This is a genomic window from Photobacterium sp. GSS17 (assembly GCF_028621875.1).
GTDB classification, from domain to species: domain Bacteria; phylum Pseudomonadota; class Gammaproteobacteria; order Enterobacterales; family Vibrionaceae; genus Photobacterium; species Photobacterium ganghwense.
Genome location: NZ_CP117518.1, coordinates 1088603 through 1106968, shown reverse-complemented (window position 1 = coordinate 1106968; position 18366 = coordinate 1088603). Strand labels below are relative to the sequence as shown.

The window sequence follows — 18366 nt, the reverse complement described above, 5'->3', positions numbered from 1 at the left end:
GCATTGGGTTCACTGTTTACTGATGTGATTTAACTGACAGCTTGTGTTTATCGGCGGGGCTTTCACGGGTTTGTATGGTGAGGCACAGGATGATGAGTACCATGCCAAACCATCCCTGATATGGAATAACTTCGCCGACGATAGTGACGGCAAAAACGGCTGCGACGACAGGCTCGAACAAAGTTAACAGTGTCGCTTTACTGGCGTTAATGTGTCGTAACCCATAGCCAAACAGAAAGTAGCCGAGAAACATCGGAATCACTGCCATGTAAATCATCACCATGGCATTGGACAGTGATGCAAACATCTGATTGCCGGTGAAGAATAAGGTGGGCAATAACCCGATAGCTCCTAAACCAAACAGGCTTCCCATTGCGGCTGAGGATTGAATGCCTGTTTCAATCATCGCTTTAGCAACCCAGCTATACACAGCGTAAGCACAGCCGGCTATCAATCCCAATAAAATACCGGTCATCTTTAACGTGCTGATTTCATCCAACTGCGATGTGGCAGGCTCGGCATAGGTCAATAAAGCCATTCCTGTTATTCCCAACCCAAAGCTAATCACCCAGCGTTGCGTCAGTGTGTTCTTTTTGCTGATGAGACACTCTAGGATGGCCGTGGCAAAAGGCGCAGACGCAATGGAGATTACAGTGCCAATGGCGACGCCGGCTAGTCGCATAGAGGTATAAAATGCCAGTGGATAGACGGTGATGGCCACAGCACCGATCAGCAGCCGTTGTTTCTGTTGAAGCAGCCGGGGAATCTCTTGTACGAGGCGGGTTTTGGCAGACAGCGCCTGAATCAGGCCGCCAAATCCCATAGCAAAAGCGCCAATGGCTAAAGGACTGACATCCGGGGCAAAGCTTGCGACTGTGCCGGTTGTCCCCCACAGCAGGGATGCCAGCAGAATTGCCCAGATGCCGTAACGGGCAGAAGAAGCAGTTGTAGGATAAACAGTCATATCACAAAGGTCTCATTCAACAGAACAGTATTGTGATAAAGAATAATGGAACCTTACCGTTAATATTGTGCTGAACGGACGCAATGGTTGGCTGATAGGGCGCTATTAGGGGGATTGGTGCACAAATTCACGCGGCGATAATCCGAAGTAACGAGAAAACCGGCGGCTGAATGCTGACAGATCACGATAGCCAACCTGCTCGGCAACTAACTGAACGGGCAAATCAGTATGGCTTAGCAAAGCTTTGGCTTTTTCCATCCGTTGTTGCGTAATGTATTGGTGAGCACTGATACCAATGTGCTTTTTAAATAGCTTCTTAAATTGTGTCGGGCTCAGGCAGGCGACTCCGGCCAGGAGGTTGATCTCAAGTGGTTCACAAAGTCGCTCGGTGATATAGCTTTGAGCAGAGCGAATGCGCGGATCGACCGGATGAGTGAAGCCTTGTTGCTCCAGCAATTGGTAAAAGATCGCCAGAACCGATTGTTCAAGTCTGTCGTCTACCTGATATTCCAGCTGTTTTTCAATAAAAAAGAGAAAACTGAGTAGCGGAGGCGTCACACAAAAGACAGCATACCCACTTATGATCAGATTTGCAGGCAACTCGTTCAGGTCGGCCACGATAAAACGTGCGGCTTCATCGGCCTTGAAGTAGTGCTGTTGTCCTGCTTGAATCACAACACATTCGCCTACAGAGACTTTTCCGGTGTAACCCGATAATTCAATGTTGATTGTTCCCTGTATGGGTAATACCAATTGATGATAGGTATGTGTGTGGCCACGGCGCTGCCGGGTGTAGGAACGAATGCTGAGGCTGTTTTCCATGAAATCAAAAAGTCCTGTTTAACGCTGACGTTATATTACACAACCAAACAGAGAATTGCCGTTTCCAATGCACTTTCTATTGTTGTTTGATTTTTTATATAACCATTCTTCTAATGGCTTTGACCAAGTAGGACCAGCTAATCATTGCTGGAACTTGCTGTTCGAAACGTGTTCCTGAGACACTGTGCTTAGCCACGCTTTGATGACTGCTTTCACGGATAAACCAATCACTTTTTTATCAAACAGATTGTAAATTGGGCAACTTAGCTAAAGGTTGGGAGTAACTTTCTGCTTTTTAATGAACGCTGTTTGATTTAGTATGTCGGCTTGCTTTGTTTTGACATGAGGTTTTATGTTTAGGCGCTCCCTTTGTATGTTGTTATTGGCGCAGCTTGTCGGATGTTCAAGCATGTCGGTGGAAGAGTGTCAGGTTGCTGACTGGTACTCTGTCGGGCTTCAGGACGGGCAGAATGGCGTACCCTCATCAAGAATCAATGATTATGCGCAGGACTGCCGGGAAGCCAACGTCATGGTTGACCACCTCTCCTGGGGGAATGGTTATGAGCTGGGGTTGACCTATTACTGCATGCCGGACAACGGCTATCGCGTAGGCCGTTACGGCGGTGTGTACAACGGTGTTTGCGACAACCCGCAGTTCATTGAGCAGTACAACCGTGGTATTCAGGAATACCGTGTCGAACAGCGGATTCAGGAAATAGACAGAGAATTGTCGACCATTGCCTATCAGGTGCAGCAGTTGAACAAGAAGCAGAACGGCAACAGCGAAGAAGCCAGGTATCTGCGTAAAAGAGAAAAAATGCTGCGTTCGGAAAGGCAGGCTTTAATCGTGCCGACGTATCAGTACCAATATCATTTTTCTTTCTAAACTCGCCTTCATCATGTGATCTGAGGTTGTTGCTCAGATCACCTTCACCCAGTGCCGTGATAAATGGCGCATCAAGCTATTACACCTCTCAGGGAGTATTGCTCGATACCGATATGTACAATAGTATATATCGGTATTTTTATTGTCACGATATGGAGAGAACAGATGAACTGGAGCCGAATTGCCCTGTTTGGGCTGGCCTTGGCGGGTACAAACAGCTTTGCTGCAGACAAGATCACGGTGTTTGCAGCGGCCTCACTGACCAATGCGTTGAATGATGTGGCAAAAGCCTATGAGGACAAAACCGGCGTCTCGACAACGCTTTCTTATGCTTCTTCTTCAACGTTGGCACGTCAGATTGCTCAGGGGGCTCCAGTCGATATTTATCTGTCAGCGAACGAAAAATGGATGGACTATCTGGCAGAGCAGCAAGCAATCGACGCTTCATCCCGTAAGTCGTTGTTGGAAAACAGCCTTGTCATGATTGCGCCGACCAGTTATCCGGCTGACAACATTGAAATTACCGCCAACTGGAATCTGACCGAAGCCTTGAAAGGGACCCGTTTGGCTATGGGCGATCCGAATCATGTGCCGGCGGGTATGTATGCCAAGGAATCTTTAAGCAATCTGGGCTTGTGGCCACAGGCAGAGAAAGCACTGGCGGCAGCGAATAACGTACGTTCAGCGTTGTTGCTGGTGGAACGGCAGGAAGCGAATCTGGGTCTGGTTTATAAAACGGATGCCATGGTGTCAGAAAAAGTGAAAATGGTGGGGGTGTTACCTGCGGACAGTCATACACCAATCACTTACCCGGTGGCGATGATTAAAGGCAAAGCAGAAGATCCACAAGTAAAAGGGTTCTACGATTATCTGATGACAGATGAAGCGGCAGCCATTTTTGAAAAATATGGCTTTGGAGAATCACGCTAGTGTTATCCGACTACGAGATCCAGGCATTGCTGTTGAGCCTGAAAATTTCCGGGGTGGCTGTGTTAGTGAGCTTACCTTTGGGAATGGCGTGTGCCTGGTTGCTGGCTCGTAAAAATTTCATGGGTAAATCGGTACTGGATGGGCTGATTCACCTGCCTCTGGTGTTACCGCCGGTTGTTATTGGCTATCTGTTGTTGGTGATGTTGGGTCGTCAGGGTTGGCTCGGGAAAGTCTTATATGACTGGTTTGGGCTGACTTTTAGTTTCAGCTGGCGCGGCGCTGTGGTGGCGGTGGCCGTGGTCTCTTTCCCGCTGATGGTCAGGGCTATTCGGCTGGCGTTGGAGAATGTCGATCCTAAACTGGAGCAAGCAGCGAGGACCCTTGGCGCGAGCCCTTTGCGTGTTTTTCTCACGATTACATTACCGCTGACTATCCCCGGTATTCTGACGGGCTCGGTACTTGCCTTTGCTCGCGCCCTGGGGGAGTTTGGGGCCACCATTACGTTTGTCTCGAATATCCCCGGCGAAACTCAGACCATTCCACTGGCCATGTTCTCATTCATTGAAACTCCGGGGGCAGAAAGTCAGGCGGCGCGGTTATGTGTGATTGCGATTGCCATTGCACTGGCATCACTACTGGCCTCTGAATGGCTGGCTCGACTTGCCCGACGACGTCTGGAGGCACAATGATTAAGATTGCTGTGAAACAAACACTGGGTCAGCTGAAGCTGGATGTCGATTTGATGCTGCCTATGCAGGGCATCACCGCGGTGTTTGGTCGTTCGGGTGCCGGTAAAACGTCACTGATCAACGTCCTTAGCGGATTAACCCGGCCTGATGACGGGGTGATCGAGATCGGGGACAAAACCATTGTTGACACTCAGCGCGGGATTAACCTCCCTCCCGAAAAGCGTCAGATTGGTTATGTTTTTCAGGATGCCCGGCTGTTTCCCCATTACAGTGTGGAAGGCAATTTACGTTATGGCTGTGTGAATCAGTCTCCTGATAATTTTCAGCATGTTATTGATCTGCTGGGCATTGCGCACTTATTGAAACGCTATCCGGCCTCATTGTCCGGAGGGGAGAAGCAACGTGTCGCCATTGGTCGGGCGTTATTGTCGAACCCAAGCATGCTGCTGATGGATGAACCGTTGGCGTCTCTGGATTTACCCCGCAAGCAGGAATTAATGCCATATCTGGAAAAACTGGCCAGAGAGATCAAAATTCCGATTGTGTATGTGACGCACAGCCTGGACGAAATTCTTCGTCTTGCTGATCATATGGTCATGATAAATCAAGGGAAGGTGGTGATCTCCGGCCATATAAACAGTGTGTGGGGCTCACCGGCGATGCGCCCTTGGCTGCCAAGCAAAGAGCAAAGCTCATTGCTTAGTGCCAGGGTGAACTTTCAGCATCCGGACTATGCATTGACACAGGTGATGCTGAATCATGATGCCTATCTGTGGGTCAAACGGCTGGAACGTGCCCGTGGCGAGTGGGTACGAGTAAGAATCCATTCTAACGATGTCTCTATTGTCCGCGAGCGACCAACTCAAACCAGTATTCGAAATGTGCTCGCTGCCCGAATTGATAAACTTCACTCGGTTGATGAGGAAGAGCGGGTGGAAGTCCGGTTACGAATTGGCGAAGCTCAGCTTTGGGCCAACATTACCTTGTGGGCAGCTGATGAGTTGGAACTGAAGGTTGGTGATCAGGTTTATGCGCAGATTAAAGGAGTGAGTGTTACTCAGGATGACTTAGTGGCACTGTAATTAACATTATGAGGTAATTAAAAAATGCTGCAAATACGCAGCATTTTTTTATTGAGTCCATATAGGCTTTTTTCATTAATAAATATTTAACAATTAATAATATTTTGACAGGGATATTTTATTAAAATCAAAGATTAGACTTATTAATATCGACAGGGCAATGGAGTGTGACTTATTTATTAGTCATTATTGTTAGTTTTTCTGTTTATTTTTATCTCATGTTTGATGTGTTTTTAATTTCATTTAAAATCAATTAATAACAACCATATTTGGTCAAATTTCAACCAGGTTTATTTGTCAATTATCTGTCAATATGGCTTAAAAATAACCGTTGCATATTGAATCGTTCAGTCCCAAGTCAGTATAGTGTGCCTCGTCTTATTGATATTCAAAATTATTAATCGTGTTTTATTAAGCTAAATTATTTATAGCAACTCATGAACCATTGAGCTTAATAAAACATATCTATTGTATTCTACAGCTAGGTATATTATGAAAGTTCTTCCTTTGTTCGTATTGTCGGCGTTAATTCTTACGGGATGTGGTGGTTCAGGCGGTGGTTCTGATTCATCGGGAACGACCTCAACCGGGACTGGTAACAGTGGTAGTGCGATTAATACGGGAAATAACACCGGAAGTAACAGTGGCAGCACAGACAGCGGAAGTACTGATAGCGGCAGCACTGGCGGTAACACGGGTACCACAACGCCGGATAACGGTAACAACACCGGTGGAACCACTGAACCGACTACACCACCAGATTCCACTGAGTTTGCAGACTTGATGCTATACGCGGTGAATCAGGCGCGTTCTCAACAGCAAAACTGTGGCGGTGAAATTATGCCAGCGGTGCCAGCGCTAACGTGGGATTATGACCTGGAAGCGGCGGCATACGGTCACTCCAGTGATATGGCTAACGGCAACTTCATGAGTCATACCGGCTCTGACGGTAGCTCGCCAGGTGACCGTATCGATGCGACAGGTTATGTATCTAGTGCATGGGCTGAAAACGTGGCTGCAGGTCAGAAAGACATTGATGCCGTTATGGCTTCCTGGATGGCCAGCCCGGGTCACTGTAAGAACATCATGAGCGGTAACGTAACGCAAATGGGTTCAGCGGCTGTAGAAAATCCGGACACGCAGTACGGTATTTACTGGACTCAGGTCTTTGCTCGTCCGCGTTAATCGCTGAGCCTTAGCAACCGGACCAGATTAGGGCATAAGTCAGAATCAGGTCACAAGCCATGCATACAAACGGTGTGCAAAGATGAAGAAAAAGGTCGCAGATTATCATGCGGCCTTTTTGCGTTTTACCCGAGTATGGCTTGTGGTTTAAACAGAAATTGTTCAATCGTCTGACTGTGATGACACCGGGCTACCGCGGTTTTGCCCCGGGTTCGGATTGCTCATGTAACCGGAAAAATGTGGTGACCCGGTTGAGTACCCACTCAGGATCATCCAAGGGTAAGTCGTGACCGGCAGCCGGATGTAACAACAGCGGGACGGCCCAGGCTTTTGCCAGTGCTTTGCTGCAGGCAACATCGACCAGTTTGTCCTGCTTGCTGGCTAGTAAAAGGGTAAAAGCACTGGGCACGCCATGGTGAGTGAAGCGGGCTGCAGCAAATAACTGGCGTAGGGCATTTCGCGATGAAACCGGGCATTGGGCCCTCCACTGGCACCATTGTTCAAGATGTTTAGCGGGTGCCAGACGTGTGGTCAGTCGGAAAAATGTCGCCTCTCTGTCATTGGCTGTTTGAAACAGTCCACGCAGAATGGCCGGATAGTTTTGCCAACGCAGCCGGTGATAAAAGGGGGAATAGGGGCGGGCACTGGTATTAATGAGCACTGACTGATGAATCTCTTCCGGGTAGCGGTGCATCCACTCCATTGCAATCATTCCCCCCATCGAGATGGCGATAATATCTGCTGCCAATTTGGGGGATTGCTGGCTTGGATGAGGCTTTGTTTGAACCGGCTGTTGTGTATGTTCCAGATCCTGTTTTTGAGCTTGAGCCTGAACATCCGTGCCTGCGGGGGGCGTTGTGGTTGTTTCGTGTGCCGGGTGGGTCGTTAGTGATAACGCTAGTTGCTGGCGTAAATCTTCAACCATCTCAGGTAACTGCGAGGGTGATGCTTCTTCAAACCGTTTGCCGTTTCCGGCTAGATCGAGGCAGATTACCGGCCTTGAAGGGTAGTGTTGCTCTAGCATCTGTGTAAACGCTCCCCAGTGTCGGCTCTCGCGAAGCAACCCGCGCAACAAAATAATGGGGCGAGCACTTTCATTGGCTCCGGATGTCGCGGAGGAAGTGGTTGTTTCAGATGACGCAGTCTCTGAATATGACGACTCAGGTAAGGCTATGCTCATTGTCAGTTAAATCCGATTGAGGGTACCAAAGCGAAATGGCTTGCCGGGCATAATCGGCATTGGCATCGCTTAAAAACCAGCTGGTGTAAGAATAGGCTGCACTCATCATAAATTCCGTTAAGGTCAGGTGGGTACGCAGCACTCTGTCGACTCGATGAGGTTTCATAGGATGAAATAATCCAATCCGATCGAGCAACTGTAACGGGTTCTTTCTCACCCAGCGCCAGGATCCCATTTCCAGGGTCAGCGGCAGCAGTGACTGATGCCGGGCCGAAGCCAGATCATAAAGGTGATCCCAGAGATCACCGTGACAGGTGTAATGTTTGGTTTGTGGTTCAAACAGGTAGTTCTGATGCGGAAACGCATTGAAGAACAGTGTTTTTAAGTGAAACAGTGCACCGATATCCGCAATTGGCTGGAGACGGCTTTTGGCATAAGGAAACCAGAGACGGTCTTTATTGCCGAATCCAGAATGAAAATCCAGCGCAATCGTCAACGGGCTTTGGCGAGTTTCACTGAGCACGGCTTGGATCAATGCTCGCGACTCCAGTTCCATTGGTGCACCTTCGGCTCCGCGATACCAAGGGAGAAAACGTGATATCCGGTGACCGCCAACCAACCAAGCTGTGCGTTCAGCACTGTCGACCGGGGCATTCCTCATTAAATCCACATGATTGCCATTCGAACGATACCGTTTTGCCATGCCGACAGGGTTCAGCAGTGGAATAAAAACCAGTCGCAGGCGTTTGAGACGGGTTTGCAGTGCTGCATCCCAATGGAGCCGTTGGCACAGACTGTTGAGTAACGACAGCACCACCTGGCTGCCTATCCGCTCCAGGCCATGTACCCCACCAATAAACATCAGGCAGGGAGTATCAGGATGGGGATTACCGAGGGCAATTTTATAGATGGGAAGTGGAACGTTTTCGAGTTCGGTCACTGCCAGTGTGTTGACTGATACAGGCACACTCTGAAGGTGTGTGACCTGATGGTTAACCAGCGTTTCGAGTTGCATCATTTCAGGCAAGCGCCGGTAAAGATCATACTTATTCAAACGCTTAACTCCCTAACGCTGCTTAAGGTTATGAAGGCCATGTGTCTCATACTAGCCAGTTCCCCTTACAATAATATGTCACTCCGAAAACGAAGAGAAAACCGATAATGGCTGGGCATCGTACAAGCGGCAGGCGAGAACTTGCCTGATAGGAAAGGGAGGGTACGGGGAGCCGAAGGCTGAGAGTCTAATATTCAGGGGCGTAAAAAGCCCCTATGCGGGGCTGAGTTAGGGATATTATTGGCTAAAGGCCTGTAGGTTAGTGAGTCTGACTGAATCGTTTGGCACTTTGTAGTTCATACTCCTCCACATCATTAATCCATTTCGGACGATTGATAATTTTCGCAAGAATCAGTGATGGAATGATGCAAAATAACAGCGGTATCGCTTCATGGAGGTAAGTGCTGGCAAACGCCTCTTCATGGGAAAGGTAATTCAGACCAGCTAAACAACTGAAAATAATGCCCATCATCACCGAAATTGCACTCACGACAAGAACAATTCCAAGCAGGTCCCTCAGAAAACATTTAGAAGCATTCATTTCCATTTCCTCACAAGAAATACGATATGAATATACGCCACTTTTCGGGTAAATGTGTGAGTTTTATCACATATGGTCATGATGAAACCACAACTCGATAATTCATTGATTAAAGACAATAAATCAGGCGCTCTTGAACCAAACGGTAAACCATATCACCTAAAAATGGGAAATGACTTGTGAGGAATTTCGCTATGGGTGATATCAACGGCTTGGCAACGGACTGCTTATTTTCATTTCGTCGGCTTATCTCTTGATAAGCTATTCGGCTGTCACGTCAGAGGTGAACAACGTGACAGCAAAAGAGAAAATCGGCAAGAGTTTCGGTTTCAGGTTTCGGTTTAGGGCTTAAAACGCCCATCGAAATGCATGGTGAAACACGGCTTTGCCGTTCTCGGTAATATTTTCGCCGTGAGACAAAATGATGCGATCAAATGGCCAGGTCAGAATTTCCTGTAATGACTGCCGTAACCGGGTTTTGTCTTTAAAGGTATGCCGCCAGTAATAAGGCATGGCCGGTTGCCAGTAACAACCGCTCGCCACCCCTAAGGCAACAGTAAGCGGGTGGCAGGCGTGGCGTAGCCAAGCCAGAGTGTCGCCCACAATCAGGGTGTTGGACTCCGGATCGCAGAAGACCACTTCTTCCATTTGGTCACTACCACGCAACAGGGTCTGATAAAGCTGATGGCGCCAGATAGACGGACTATTGGCACTTAATGCATCATCAAACACCAGATCGGTGCGTTTGGTTTGTAAGCCCGGCGGGGCAAAAAAATAGGCTTTCGGATAGGCCAGCCACCATTCCGAAAGATAGAGATGGTGATTCATATTGGGGCTGACAATGGCATACACACTGCCCAGTTTGGTCAGCTCAATTTGCATTTGGGTAGTGAGCTGGATAGGGGAATGAATCAGCAACTTCCCGTTATCCAGCTTAATGACGGTCATTCTGGCACCCACAGGTATGCCGTGGAACCTGAACGGCATATCCTGAAACCAGATCCTGTCTTTGCTCCATTCTTTCATCGGTCATCCTTAACCCGAGATGAAGCCCTGAGGATCAGAAGCCCATCAGTTTCAACAGATTCTCAGCAGTCTCAATCGCTTGCTGGCGATTGGCTATGTTGAGTTTTTGGTACAGATTGCGGATATGAGTTTTGATCGTGGTTGACGCCACATCCAGCTCAGACGCAATTTGTTCATTGCTGTAACCGGCATAAATCAGTCCCAGTACCTGCCACTCCCTTTGTGTCAGTGGACTGGTGCGAATCAGTTCAGGTACATCCGGTAGATTCAGCAGCTTTTCTACAAACTGCTCATCAAAATGGACGGAACGGTTTCGCTCTTTGCTGGTCATTTCTCTCAGCAGCTGGCGTGCGCGATGAAGTTCCAGTTCATTCAACGCTTTGGTGTCTGCCAGTTCCTGCAGTAAATCACAAATTTCATTGCCGTCACACAAGAATATTCCAACCATTCCCGTGCTGTTGGCAAGGCTAAGCGCTTCTTTTAACTGGGCCAGCGCCTGAAGGCGGTTACCTTGCTTTTTACTTAGCACGGCTTGTACCACGAGATTTCGGTTTTTGTCTGTGACCAAATTATGTTTGTTACAACTTTCTTCAAGCATAGCAAACACTTGTTCAGCCCGTTCATACTGACCAACGTTGACGCTGGCACGCCCGATGTTTCGCCATTGCAGCTGCTGAAAGTGGTTACATGCACCATCTGGCTGTTCCGCCTTTTCCAGCCACAGTCGGATGCTCTCCGTATCGCCGGTGGTTTGCCAGTAAAGCAAATTGGCCAGGTCGGTATTGGCGCGCCAGTCAATGTGGTAGATGGAGCGATCCATCAGGCTGTTACACAGTTCCAGGTAGCGGGCCGCTTTGTCATGTTCACCACGGGTTACGGCAATGCGCGCCAGCATGGAGTAAGCATGCAAGGATTTGGTTTCATCATACGGAGCCAGCACTTCCAGGCTTTTTAGTGCCGATTCTTCAGCTTCGTCCAGACGGTTCCAGCACCATAGGATCTGCGCCCGCAGACGCAACAGGAACTCGTGCAGCGGCACCTGTTGCAGATGCTGTTCTCGCACCAGTTTAAAGGCTTGATCCAGCAGTTCAAATGCCGTCTGGACATAACCTTGTGCCAGATTAATTTCGCTCTGCTGAAGCAGTGCCCACAGCGCCTGATGGTAAACATGATACTGACGAGCCATTTTTTCCGTTTGCTGCATCATTGGCAGCGCACGGCTCAGGTTGCCGAGGCAGTGGTGGACTTCGCCAACAACGGATGTGGCAACGATACGACTACGGTAGGTGGTGGATGGCAATTGCCCGAGCGCCTGCTCCGACAAAATCAGGGCATCTTCCGGCTTGCTCTGGTTAATTGCCACCTGGGCTCGCAGGGCATTGAATTCGCCCTGCAGCGCATCATCCAGCTCAATATGTCGATTTGCCAGTTCTTGCTCTGTATGGGTCATCATATCGCCGACATCGTTATAGCGATGCTGACTTTGCAGAAGCCACATGCGCAGCAGGCTCAGGCGCGGCTGGGTATACAGGTGATCACTGCCCAGTGCGGCAATGGCATCTTCCAGCAGTGTCATTTCACCGTGATGGAACATTTCCCAGCCGTAGCTGCAAAGGATATCGATGACCAGTGATGGATCGTCTGCTTTCTGGGCGTGCAACAAGGCCTGCTGTGGTGAGCGTTGTTTGAGCCAGGCTTTTGCCGCCAGTGCGTGTAATTCGCCACGTTGCTGGGGAATTTGCGCGTAACGCTGGTGGCGCAGAAATTCAGCAAACAGATTGTGGAATCGATACCAGTTGTTGTCGCCTTCCAGCGTATTGAGGAACAGACCAAAGCGGTTGAGGGACTCCAGCATCGCCAGTGCATCACTCCGACCGGTCAGGTCGGTTACCAGCTGGGCGTTGAACATATCGAGCACTGAACACTGCAACAGAAACTTCTGGGTTTCCTGATCCAGCAAATCAAACACCTCTTCGGCCAGATAGTCCCACAAGTGGCCCCGGTTAAAACTGGCCATGGACTCAGCTGACTCAACCAGATGCATCGGTCTTTGCTGAGCGTGAAGGGCAATCAGCTGTAAGGCAGATGGCCAGCCTTCAACCTGCTGGTGGAGCGAGCGCAGAATGTCCACTTCGACTTGTTCAGACAGCCGTTTTTTGAAGAAGCGGGTTGTTTCCTCTTCATCGAAGGCCAACAAATCGTTATCCACTTCAATCAGCAGATCCCGGACGCGCAAATTGGCCGTGCCCAGCGGTGGCATGGTACGGCTGGTAACCACCAGAGTCAGGTTATCCGGCATGTTTTTCAGGAAAAAGCGCATCCCGTCGTGAATGTCATCGTTAGTAATGAGATGGTAGTCATCCAGCACAAGATAAGTTTGTTCATGGTAATCCACCAATTCGGCAAACAGTTCGCCAAACAGGGTGGACAGACAGGCAAACTGACGACGTTCAGCCATCGCCTGTGTTTTCGGGCAGGCCAGTTGCGAGGCTTTGTTCAGCGCTTGCAGGAAATAGTTGGCAAAACGGAACGAGTCATTATCGTTTTCGTCGATATTAAACCAGCCGGTGTGAGGGTGTTCGTTCAGCCATTGCGCTGCCATGGTGGTTTTGCCATAGCCGGCAGGAGATCGAAAAAGAACAAGACGATAGTAAGGGGCCTGATTAAGGGCATCCAGCAAACGGGGACGCATGATGGCGTTATGAAGGCGTGCCGGACGGGTTAATTTCGATGGTATCCACATAGTCTTGCTATCTTACTCTAAGGTTACAGTTCCGTTGTACTCTGCATACTGATGATAGAAACACGCTTATTCCTGCGCGTGATCAGCATGGAGAGGCTCTCGGGCGACCGACATCTTGCATGAAATGTTTCACGCAACTTTTGATCTGTCCCATAACTTTACCTCCCAAAATGGCGAGATCAGCAAATCTCGTGCTCTCATCCCCATATTTATGAACCAAATCACACAATTAAAAACTTTCACAGAGAAATCATCATGGCTTTGCACATTAAAATTTAGGATGATTATGTGAGCCTAATTGCACTTGGAGCGGCTGATTAGTGCTTCTCCACCTCGATTTTTTGCAGGCTGTCACACAATGATGGGGAGAAAACGGACTACGCCCCTAATACTCCTCCCTCATCCCTTCCTACACGGGAGGATGTTTTGCCGGACTAAGGCAGGCAACATAGGTATCAGTTGGAAATAATCCTAGAGCGAGATTGAACCATGATTAAGAATGGTCAGACACAACAGTTTGATAAAGCAGCATTTAAAGCCGCTGTAGAAAAACATCTCACCACGACTTATGCGTACACGACCGAGAATGCCACGCCTCATGCCTGGTATCTGGCTATGGCTCGTGCACTGGCTGAAATCAGCACGGGTAATCTGCTGGCGACCGAACAAAAACTCGCAAAAGAAAAAGCCCGCAGCGTGAATTACCTGTCTCTTGAATTCCTGATTGGCCGGCTGACAGGTAACAACCTGATTAGCCTTGGCTTGTATGAAAACGTAGCTTCAGCAATGGAAGAACTGGGCCAGAACCTGACTGATTTGCTCGAAGAAGAGCGTGATCCGGCTCTGGGTAACGGTGGTCTGGGGCGTCTGGCTGCTTGCTTTATGGACTCGCTGGCTGCGCAGGAATACCCTGCGGTCGGTTACGGCCTGCACTATGAGTACGGTTTGTTCCGTCAGTCATTTGAACAAGGACGCCAGGTTGAAACACCGGACGGCTGGCGTGGTGTTGAAGGCTACCCTTGGGAAGTGGTTCGTCCTGAACTGACCCAAACAGTCAGCCTGTACGGGTATGTTGAAAGTTATCTGGACGAAGACGGCAACAACTGTCGTCGCTGGGTTCCGGGTATGACGGTTGACGGTATTGCGTGGGATTTGCCGATTGTTGGCTATGACAACAACTCCGTTTATCCGCTCCGCTTGTGGGAGTGCCGTTCACCGGCACCGTTTAACCTGGCCCGTTTCAACGACGGTGACTACGTGGGTGCACAATACCCGGCACTGGAAGCGGGTAACGTGACCAAAGTGTTGTACCCGAATGACAATCACGATCAGGGTAAAGCACTGCGTCTAATGCAACAGTATTTCCACTGTGCCTGTTCCATTGCGGATATTCTGCGTCGTCACCATGCCGCCGGTAATGAGATTGAGGATCTGGCGAAACTGGAAACGATCCAGCTGAACGATACGCACCCGACCATCGCCATTCCTGAGCTGATGCGTGTTCTGATTGATGAATACAAAATGGGGTGGGAAGCCGCATGGGCGATCTGCTCGCAGACTTTTGCCTACACTAACCATACATTGCTTCCGGAAGCGCTGGAGACATGGAGTGAAGCCCTGATTCAGCAAATGCTGCCTCGTCACATGGAAATCATCTTCGAGATCAACCACCGTTTCCTGAAAGAAGTAGAAGCGGCTTGGCCAGGGAATAATGATGTAAAACGCAAGTTGTCTATTATTCAGGAAGGCCCGCAGCGCATGGTTCGCATGGCTAACCTCTGTGTGGTCAGCACCTACGCCGTAAACGGGGTAGCGGCGCTGCACTCAGAATTGGTGAAGCGTGACTTGTTCCCTGAGTTCAACGAACTGTATCCGGGACGTTTGACTAACGTGACCAATGGCGTCACACCACGTCGCTGGATCAAATACTGTAACCCGGGCCTGTCTGAGTTGATCAGTGAAAAAGTGGGCAGCGACTGGCCGGTTCATCTGGAAAAAATCGCCGGTTTGGCGGAATTTGCTGATGACGAGGCGTTCCAGCAACGCTTCATGGCCGTGAAAAAACAGAACAAGCAACGTCTGGCTGACTGGGTGAAAACCAACATGGATATCGATCTGGATACAAATGCCATTTTCGATATTCAGATTAAGCGTCTGCACGAATACAAGCGTCAACACCTGAACCTGCTGCACATTCTGGCGCTTTACCACCGTCTGCTGAATGATCCGACGTTTGATATGCATCCACGGGTGTTCTTCTTCGGGGCGAAAGCTGCACCGGGTTATGCGCTGGCAAAAGATATCATTTTTGCGATCAACAAAGTTGCCGAGAAGGTGAACAATGATCCGCGTCTGGGTGGCAAGCTAAAAGTGGTCTTTGTACCAGACTACCGTGTCAGCCTGGCGGAAATCCTGTTCCCGGCGGCAGATGTGTCAGAGCAAATTTCAACAGCCGGTAAAGAAGCATCCGGTACCGGTAACATGAAGTTCGCCATGAACGGTGCATTGACAATCGGCACCATGGACGGCGCTAACGTAGAAATGCGTGAAGAAGTGGGCGATGACAACATCTTTATTTTTGGCTTGCTGGTTGATGAAGTGCAGAAGCTGAAACAGGAAGGGTACGATCCTTACCGTTACTACAACGCCGACAGCATGCTTCGCGCGGCGATGGATCTGCTGGATTCTGACGAATTCACGCCAGGTCAGCCGGGTCTGCTGTCCGCTATTCGTCAGAACCTGCTGGAAGGCGGTGATCCTTACCTGGTGCTGGCAGACTTTGCCGATTACGTAAAAACCCATGAGAAAATTGATGCGGCTTACCGCGATCAGAAAACTTGGGCCCATAAAGCGATTCTCAATACCGCACTGATGAGTAAATTCAGTTCTGACCGCAGTATTCGTGACTACGCCAATAATATCTGGAACCTCAAGCCAGTGAAGTGCTGAGCGAGTCCAGACATAACGAAACCGAATTGATATCAGCAACACCCAAACATCGTAGCGGCCGCAAGGCCGCTAACGGAGAGAACGATGAAAGATGATCAAGTTTTAAAACAAGTTGCTGACATGGTCGGTATCGCCGACAACTATGTCAGTGCTTGGGGAGAAGAAGCTCATGTAGACAGCGACACGATTCGTCGATTGCTGGCTGCACTGGGTTATGACACAAAAAGCGACGAAGCGCTGCTCGAATCGGCCACCAAAAAGCTACGTCCGGATGTACTGGCTCCGGTTAAAGTGGTGCGAAGTGGCCAGCCTGTTCATGTTGATATGTATCTGGGGCAGAGCGCCCGTGTCAGCGATTTCAGCTGGCGTCTGGAAACCGAGCAGGGTGAAGTACTGGAGGGCTGGCTGCAGTCTCAGTTGGTCGCCGATGACCGCGAAAAAGGCGGGACACTGGTGTTCTCACTGCCAAGTGATTTGGCGTGGGGCTATCACAAACTGCAGATCTTCCGTAAGCGTCGCAAATCTCCGTTTGAAATGACTTTGATCATCACTCCGCAATCTTGTTACAAGCAGGAGCCACTGCTCAATAACAAGAAATTGTGGGGCACCAGCGTTCAGCTTTACTCCGTCCGTACGAATCACAACTGGGGTATTGGTGACTTCGGGGATCTGAAACAACTTGTCGCGGATATTGCTGCCCGTGGCGGTGACTTTGTCGGGCTTAACCCGATTCACTCGCTGTTTCCAGCAAACCCGGAAGGCGCGAGTCCGTACAGCCCGTCGTCTCGTCGCTGGCTCAATCTCATGTACATTGATGTCAGCTCAGTCAGTGAGTTTGCTCAGTGTGATGAAGCGCAGCAACTGGTTGGCAGTCCGGAATTCCAGAAACGTCTGAGCGATGCCCGAGACACTAACTGGGTTAACTACAGTGAAGTGTCATGCCTGAAGATGGCCGTATTGCCACTGTTGTTCGAAACGTTCTGCGAGCGTCATCTGACTAACAATACCGCCCGTGCGCAACAGTTCCTGGCCTTTGTGGAGAAGGGGGGAGAAAGTCTGTTGCATCAGGCCGCGTTTGATGCCCTGCATGCACAGCTGAAACAGGAAGATGACAATGTCTGGGGCTGGCCGGTATTCCCTGAACAGTACCGTCATTTTGATAACGCCGCTGTTCAGCAGTTCATTAAGTCGAACTACAAACAGGTTCAACTTTACATGTATCTGCAATGGGTCGCAGACAGTCAGTTGGCAGAAGTACATGAACTGGCACAGGAAAAAGGCATGGTTATCGGCCTGTACCGCGATCTGGCGGTGGGCGTGTGTGACTCTGGCTCTGAAACCTGGGCCGATCACGGCGCACTTTGCCAGGATGTCAGCGTAGGTGCGCCGCCGGATATTCTTGGTCCGCTTGGTCAAAACTGGGGTCTGCCGCCACTGAACCCTGAGACGCTGAAAGAGATGGCTTACGATCCGTATATTCAGTTGCTGCGTGCCAACATGCGTAACTGTGGCGCGCTGCGTATTGACCACGTACTGGGCCTGCTGCGCCTTTGGTGGATTCCAAAAGGTGACTCTGCGAAAAACGGTGCGTATATGTACTATCCGGTCGATGACCTTATGGCCATTCTGGCGCTGGAAAGTCATCGCTATCAGTGCACGGTTATCGGTGAAGATTTGGGAACCGTACCGGATGAAATCGTGGATAAGTTGGCAACGGCAGGTATTCACTCGTACAAGGTTTTCTTCTTTGAAACTGCAGAGGACGGTGGTTACTACTCTCCGGCGCACTATGCCGATCAGTCGATGTCCGCGTTGTGTACACACGATATGCCGACGCTACGGGGTTTCTGGCACTGTGATGACCTGAAAATGGGTGAAGAGTTAGGACTTTACCCGGATGCAGAACAGCTCAAAGGTTTGTTCAATAGCCGTGCAGAAAGTAAACAAAAAATCCTTGATAGTTTGGCATGGCATGGTTATCTTCCAGAAGGTATTGGCCATGATGCGTCATATGTCCCTATGGATCAGCATCTTAGTGAAGCCATGCAATTGCATCTTGCCGCAGGTTCCAGTGCTTTACTGAGCCTGCAATTGGAAGACTGGCTTGAAATGGACAAGCCTGTGAACATTCCTGGCACGGTAGATGAGTATCCAAACTGGCGTCGTAAGTTGTCCACGACACTGGATGACATTTTTACCCGTCAGAACATCATTGATTTGACGCGCCGACTAACCGAGACGCGAGAAAAAGCCTCACAAAAACAGTAATCAGGAGTAATGCGTTGGACACATCAAACGTGACACGCAGTGAAAAG

Annotated in this window: 14 protein-coding genes; 7 read left to right on the top strand and 7 right to left on the bottom strand. The window is 49.5% G+C overall.

The genetic code is table 11. The features are described from left to right. Nucleotides 1–16 precede the first annotated feature (16 nt). Entirely contained in the window at nt 17–964 is a 948-nt protein-coding gene (locus PGW97_RS21475) for a DMT family transporter (protein ID WP_273859769.1), read from the bottom strand. A gap of 105 nt (nt 965–1069) precedes the next feature. Beyond that, nucleotides 1070–1786 (bottom strand): AraC family transcriptional regulator, encoded by a 717-nt coding sequence (locus PGW97_RS21470; protein ID WP_273859768.1) that lies wholly within the window; start codon nt 1784–1786, stop codon nt 1070–1072. 352 nt (nt 1787–2138) lie between these two features. Here PGW97_RS21470 and PGW97_RS21465 point away from each other — a divergent pair, with 352 nt between their 5' ends. The 5 genes from PGW97_RS21465 (at nt 2139) to PGW97_RS21445 (ending at nt 6558) form a co-directional block, all read left to right on the top strand. Beyond that, the gene (locus tag PGW97_RS21465) at nt 2139–2672 is read left to right on the top strand and encodes a DUF2799 domain-containing protein (RefSeq protein ID WP_273859767.1); all 534 of its coding nucleotides are present in this window, start codon (nt 2139–2141) and stop codon (nt 2670–2672) included. A gap of 165 nt (nt 2673–2837) precedes the next feature. Then, nucleotides 2838–3602, top strand: a complete 765-nt coding sequence (gene modA / locus PGW97_RS21460; RefSeq protein WP_273859766.1) for a molybdate ABC transporter substrate-binding protein — start codon at nt 2838–2840, stop codon at nt 3600–3602. Continuing rightward, nucleotides 3602–4291: a molybdate ABC transporter permease subunit gene (gene modB, locus PGW97_RS21455; RefSeq protein ID WP_047885984.1), complete on the top strand. Its 690-nt coding sequence runs from the start codon at nt 3602–3604 to the stop codon at nt 4289–4291. Before modA ends, modB begins: the two co-directional genes overlap by 1 nt. Beyond that, nucleotides 4288–5373 (top strand): molybdenum ABC transporter ATP-binding protein ModC, encoded by a 1086-nt coding sequence (gene modC, locus PGW97_RS21450; RefSeq protein WP_047885983.1) that lies wholly within the window; start codon nt 4288–4290, stop codon nt 5371–5373. Before modB ends, modC begins: the two co-directional genes overlap by 4 nt. 492 nt (nt 5374–5865) lie before the next feature. Beyond that, complete coding sequence (locus PGW97_RS21445) at nt 5866–6558, top strand: CAP domain-containing protein (protein WP_047885982.1); 693 nt, start codon at nt 5866–5868, stop codon at nt 6556–6558. Between the two features lie 190 nt (nt 6559–6748). On the opposite strand, the gene PGW97_RS21440 is transcribed toward PGW97_RS21445, so the two are convergent. The 5 genes from PGW97_RS21440 to malT form a co-directional block, all read right to left on the bottom strand. Next, nucleotides 6749–7582, bottom strand: a complete 834-nt coding sequence (locus tag PGW97_RS21440; RefSeq protein ID WP_273859765.1) for an alpha/beta fold hydrolase — start codon at nt 7580–7582, stop codon at nt 6749–6751. A gap of 136 nt (nt 7583–7718) precedes the next feature. Next, nucleotides 7719–8792 carry a DUF2817 domain-containing protein gene (locus PGW97_RS21435; protein ID WP_242551910.1) on the bottom strand — a complete coding sequence of 358 codons (1074 nt, stop codon included), beginning with the start codon at nt 8790–8792 and terminating at the stop codon, nt 7719–7721. A 259-nt stretch (nt 8793–9051) separates the two neighbouring features. Next, a complete protein-coding gene (locus tag PGW97_RS21430) occupies nt 9052–9333 on the bottom strand; it encodes a D-fructose-6-phosphate amidotransferase (protein WP_273859764.1) in 282 nt (93 codons plus the stop codon). A gap of 348 nt (nt 9334–9681) precedes the next feature. Beyond that, nucleotides 9682–10359, bottom strand: coding sequence for a DUF4336 domain-containing protein (locus tag PGW97_RS21425; RefSeq protein WP_047885980.1), 678 nt, complete (start codon nt 10357–10359; stop codon nt 9682–9684). A gap of 34 nt (nt 10360–10393) precedes the next feature. Further along, entirely contained in the window at nt 10394–13102 is a 2709-nt protein-coding gene (gene malT / locus PGW97_RS21420; RefSeq protein ID WP_273859763.1) for an HTH-type transcriptional regulator MalT, read from the bottom strand. Between the two features lie 492 nt (nt 13103–13594). On the opposite strand from malT, the gene PGW97_RS21415 reads away from it, so the two are divergent. Together PGW97_RS21415 and malQ are read left to right on the top strand one after the other, a co-directional pair. Continuing rightward, entirely contained in the window at nt 13595–16051 is a 2457-nt protein-coding gene (locus PGW97_RS21415; protein WP_273860641.1) for a glycogen/starch/alpha-glucan phosphorylase, read from the top strand. A gap of 84 nt (nt 16052–16135) precedes the next feature. Continuing rightward, nucleotides 16136–18319 (top strand): 4-alpha-glucanotransferase, encoded by a 2184-nt coding sequence (gene malQ / locus PGW97_RS21410; protein WP_273859762.1) that lies wholly within the window; start codon nt 16136–16138, stop codon nt 18317–18319. Nucleotides 18320–18366: the final 47 nt, after the last annotated feature.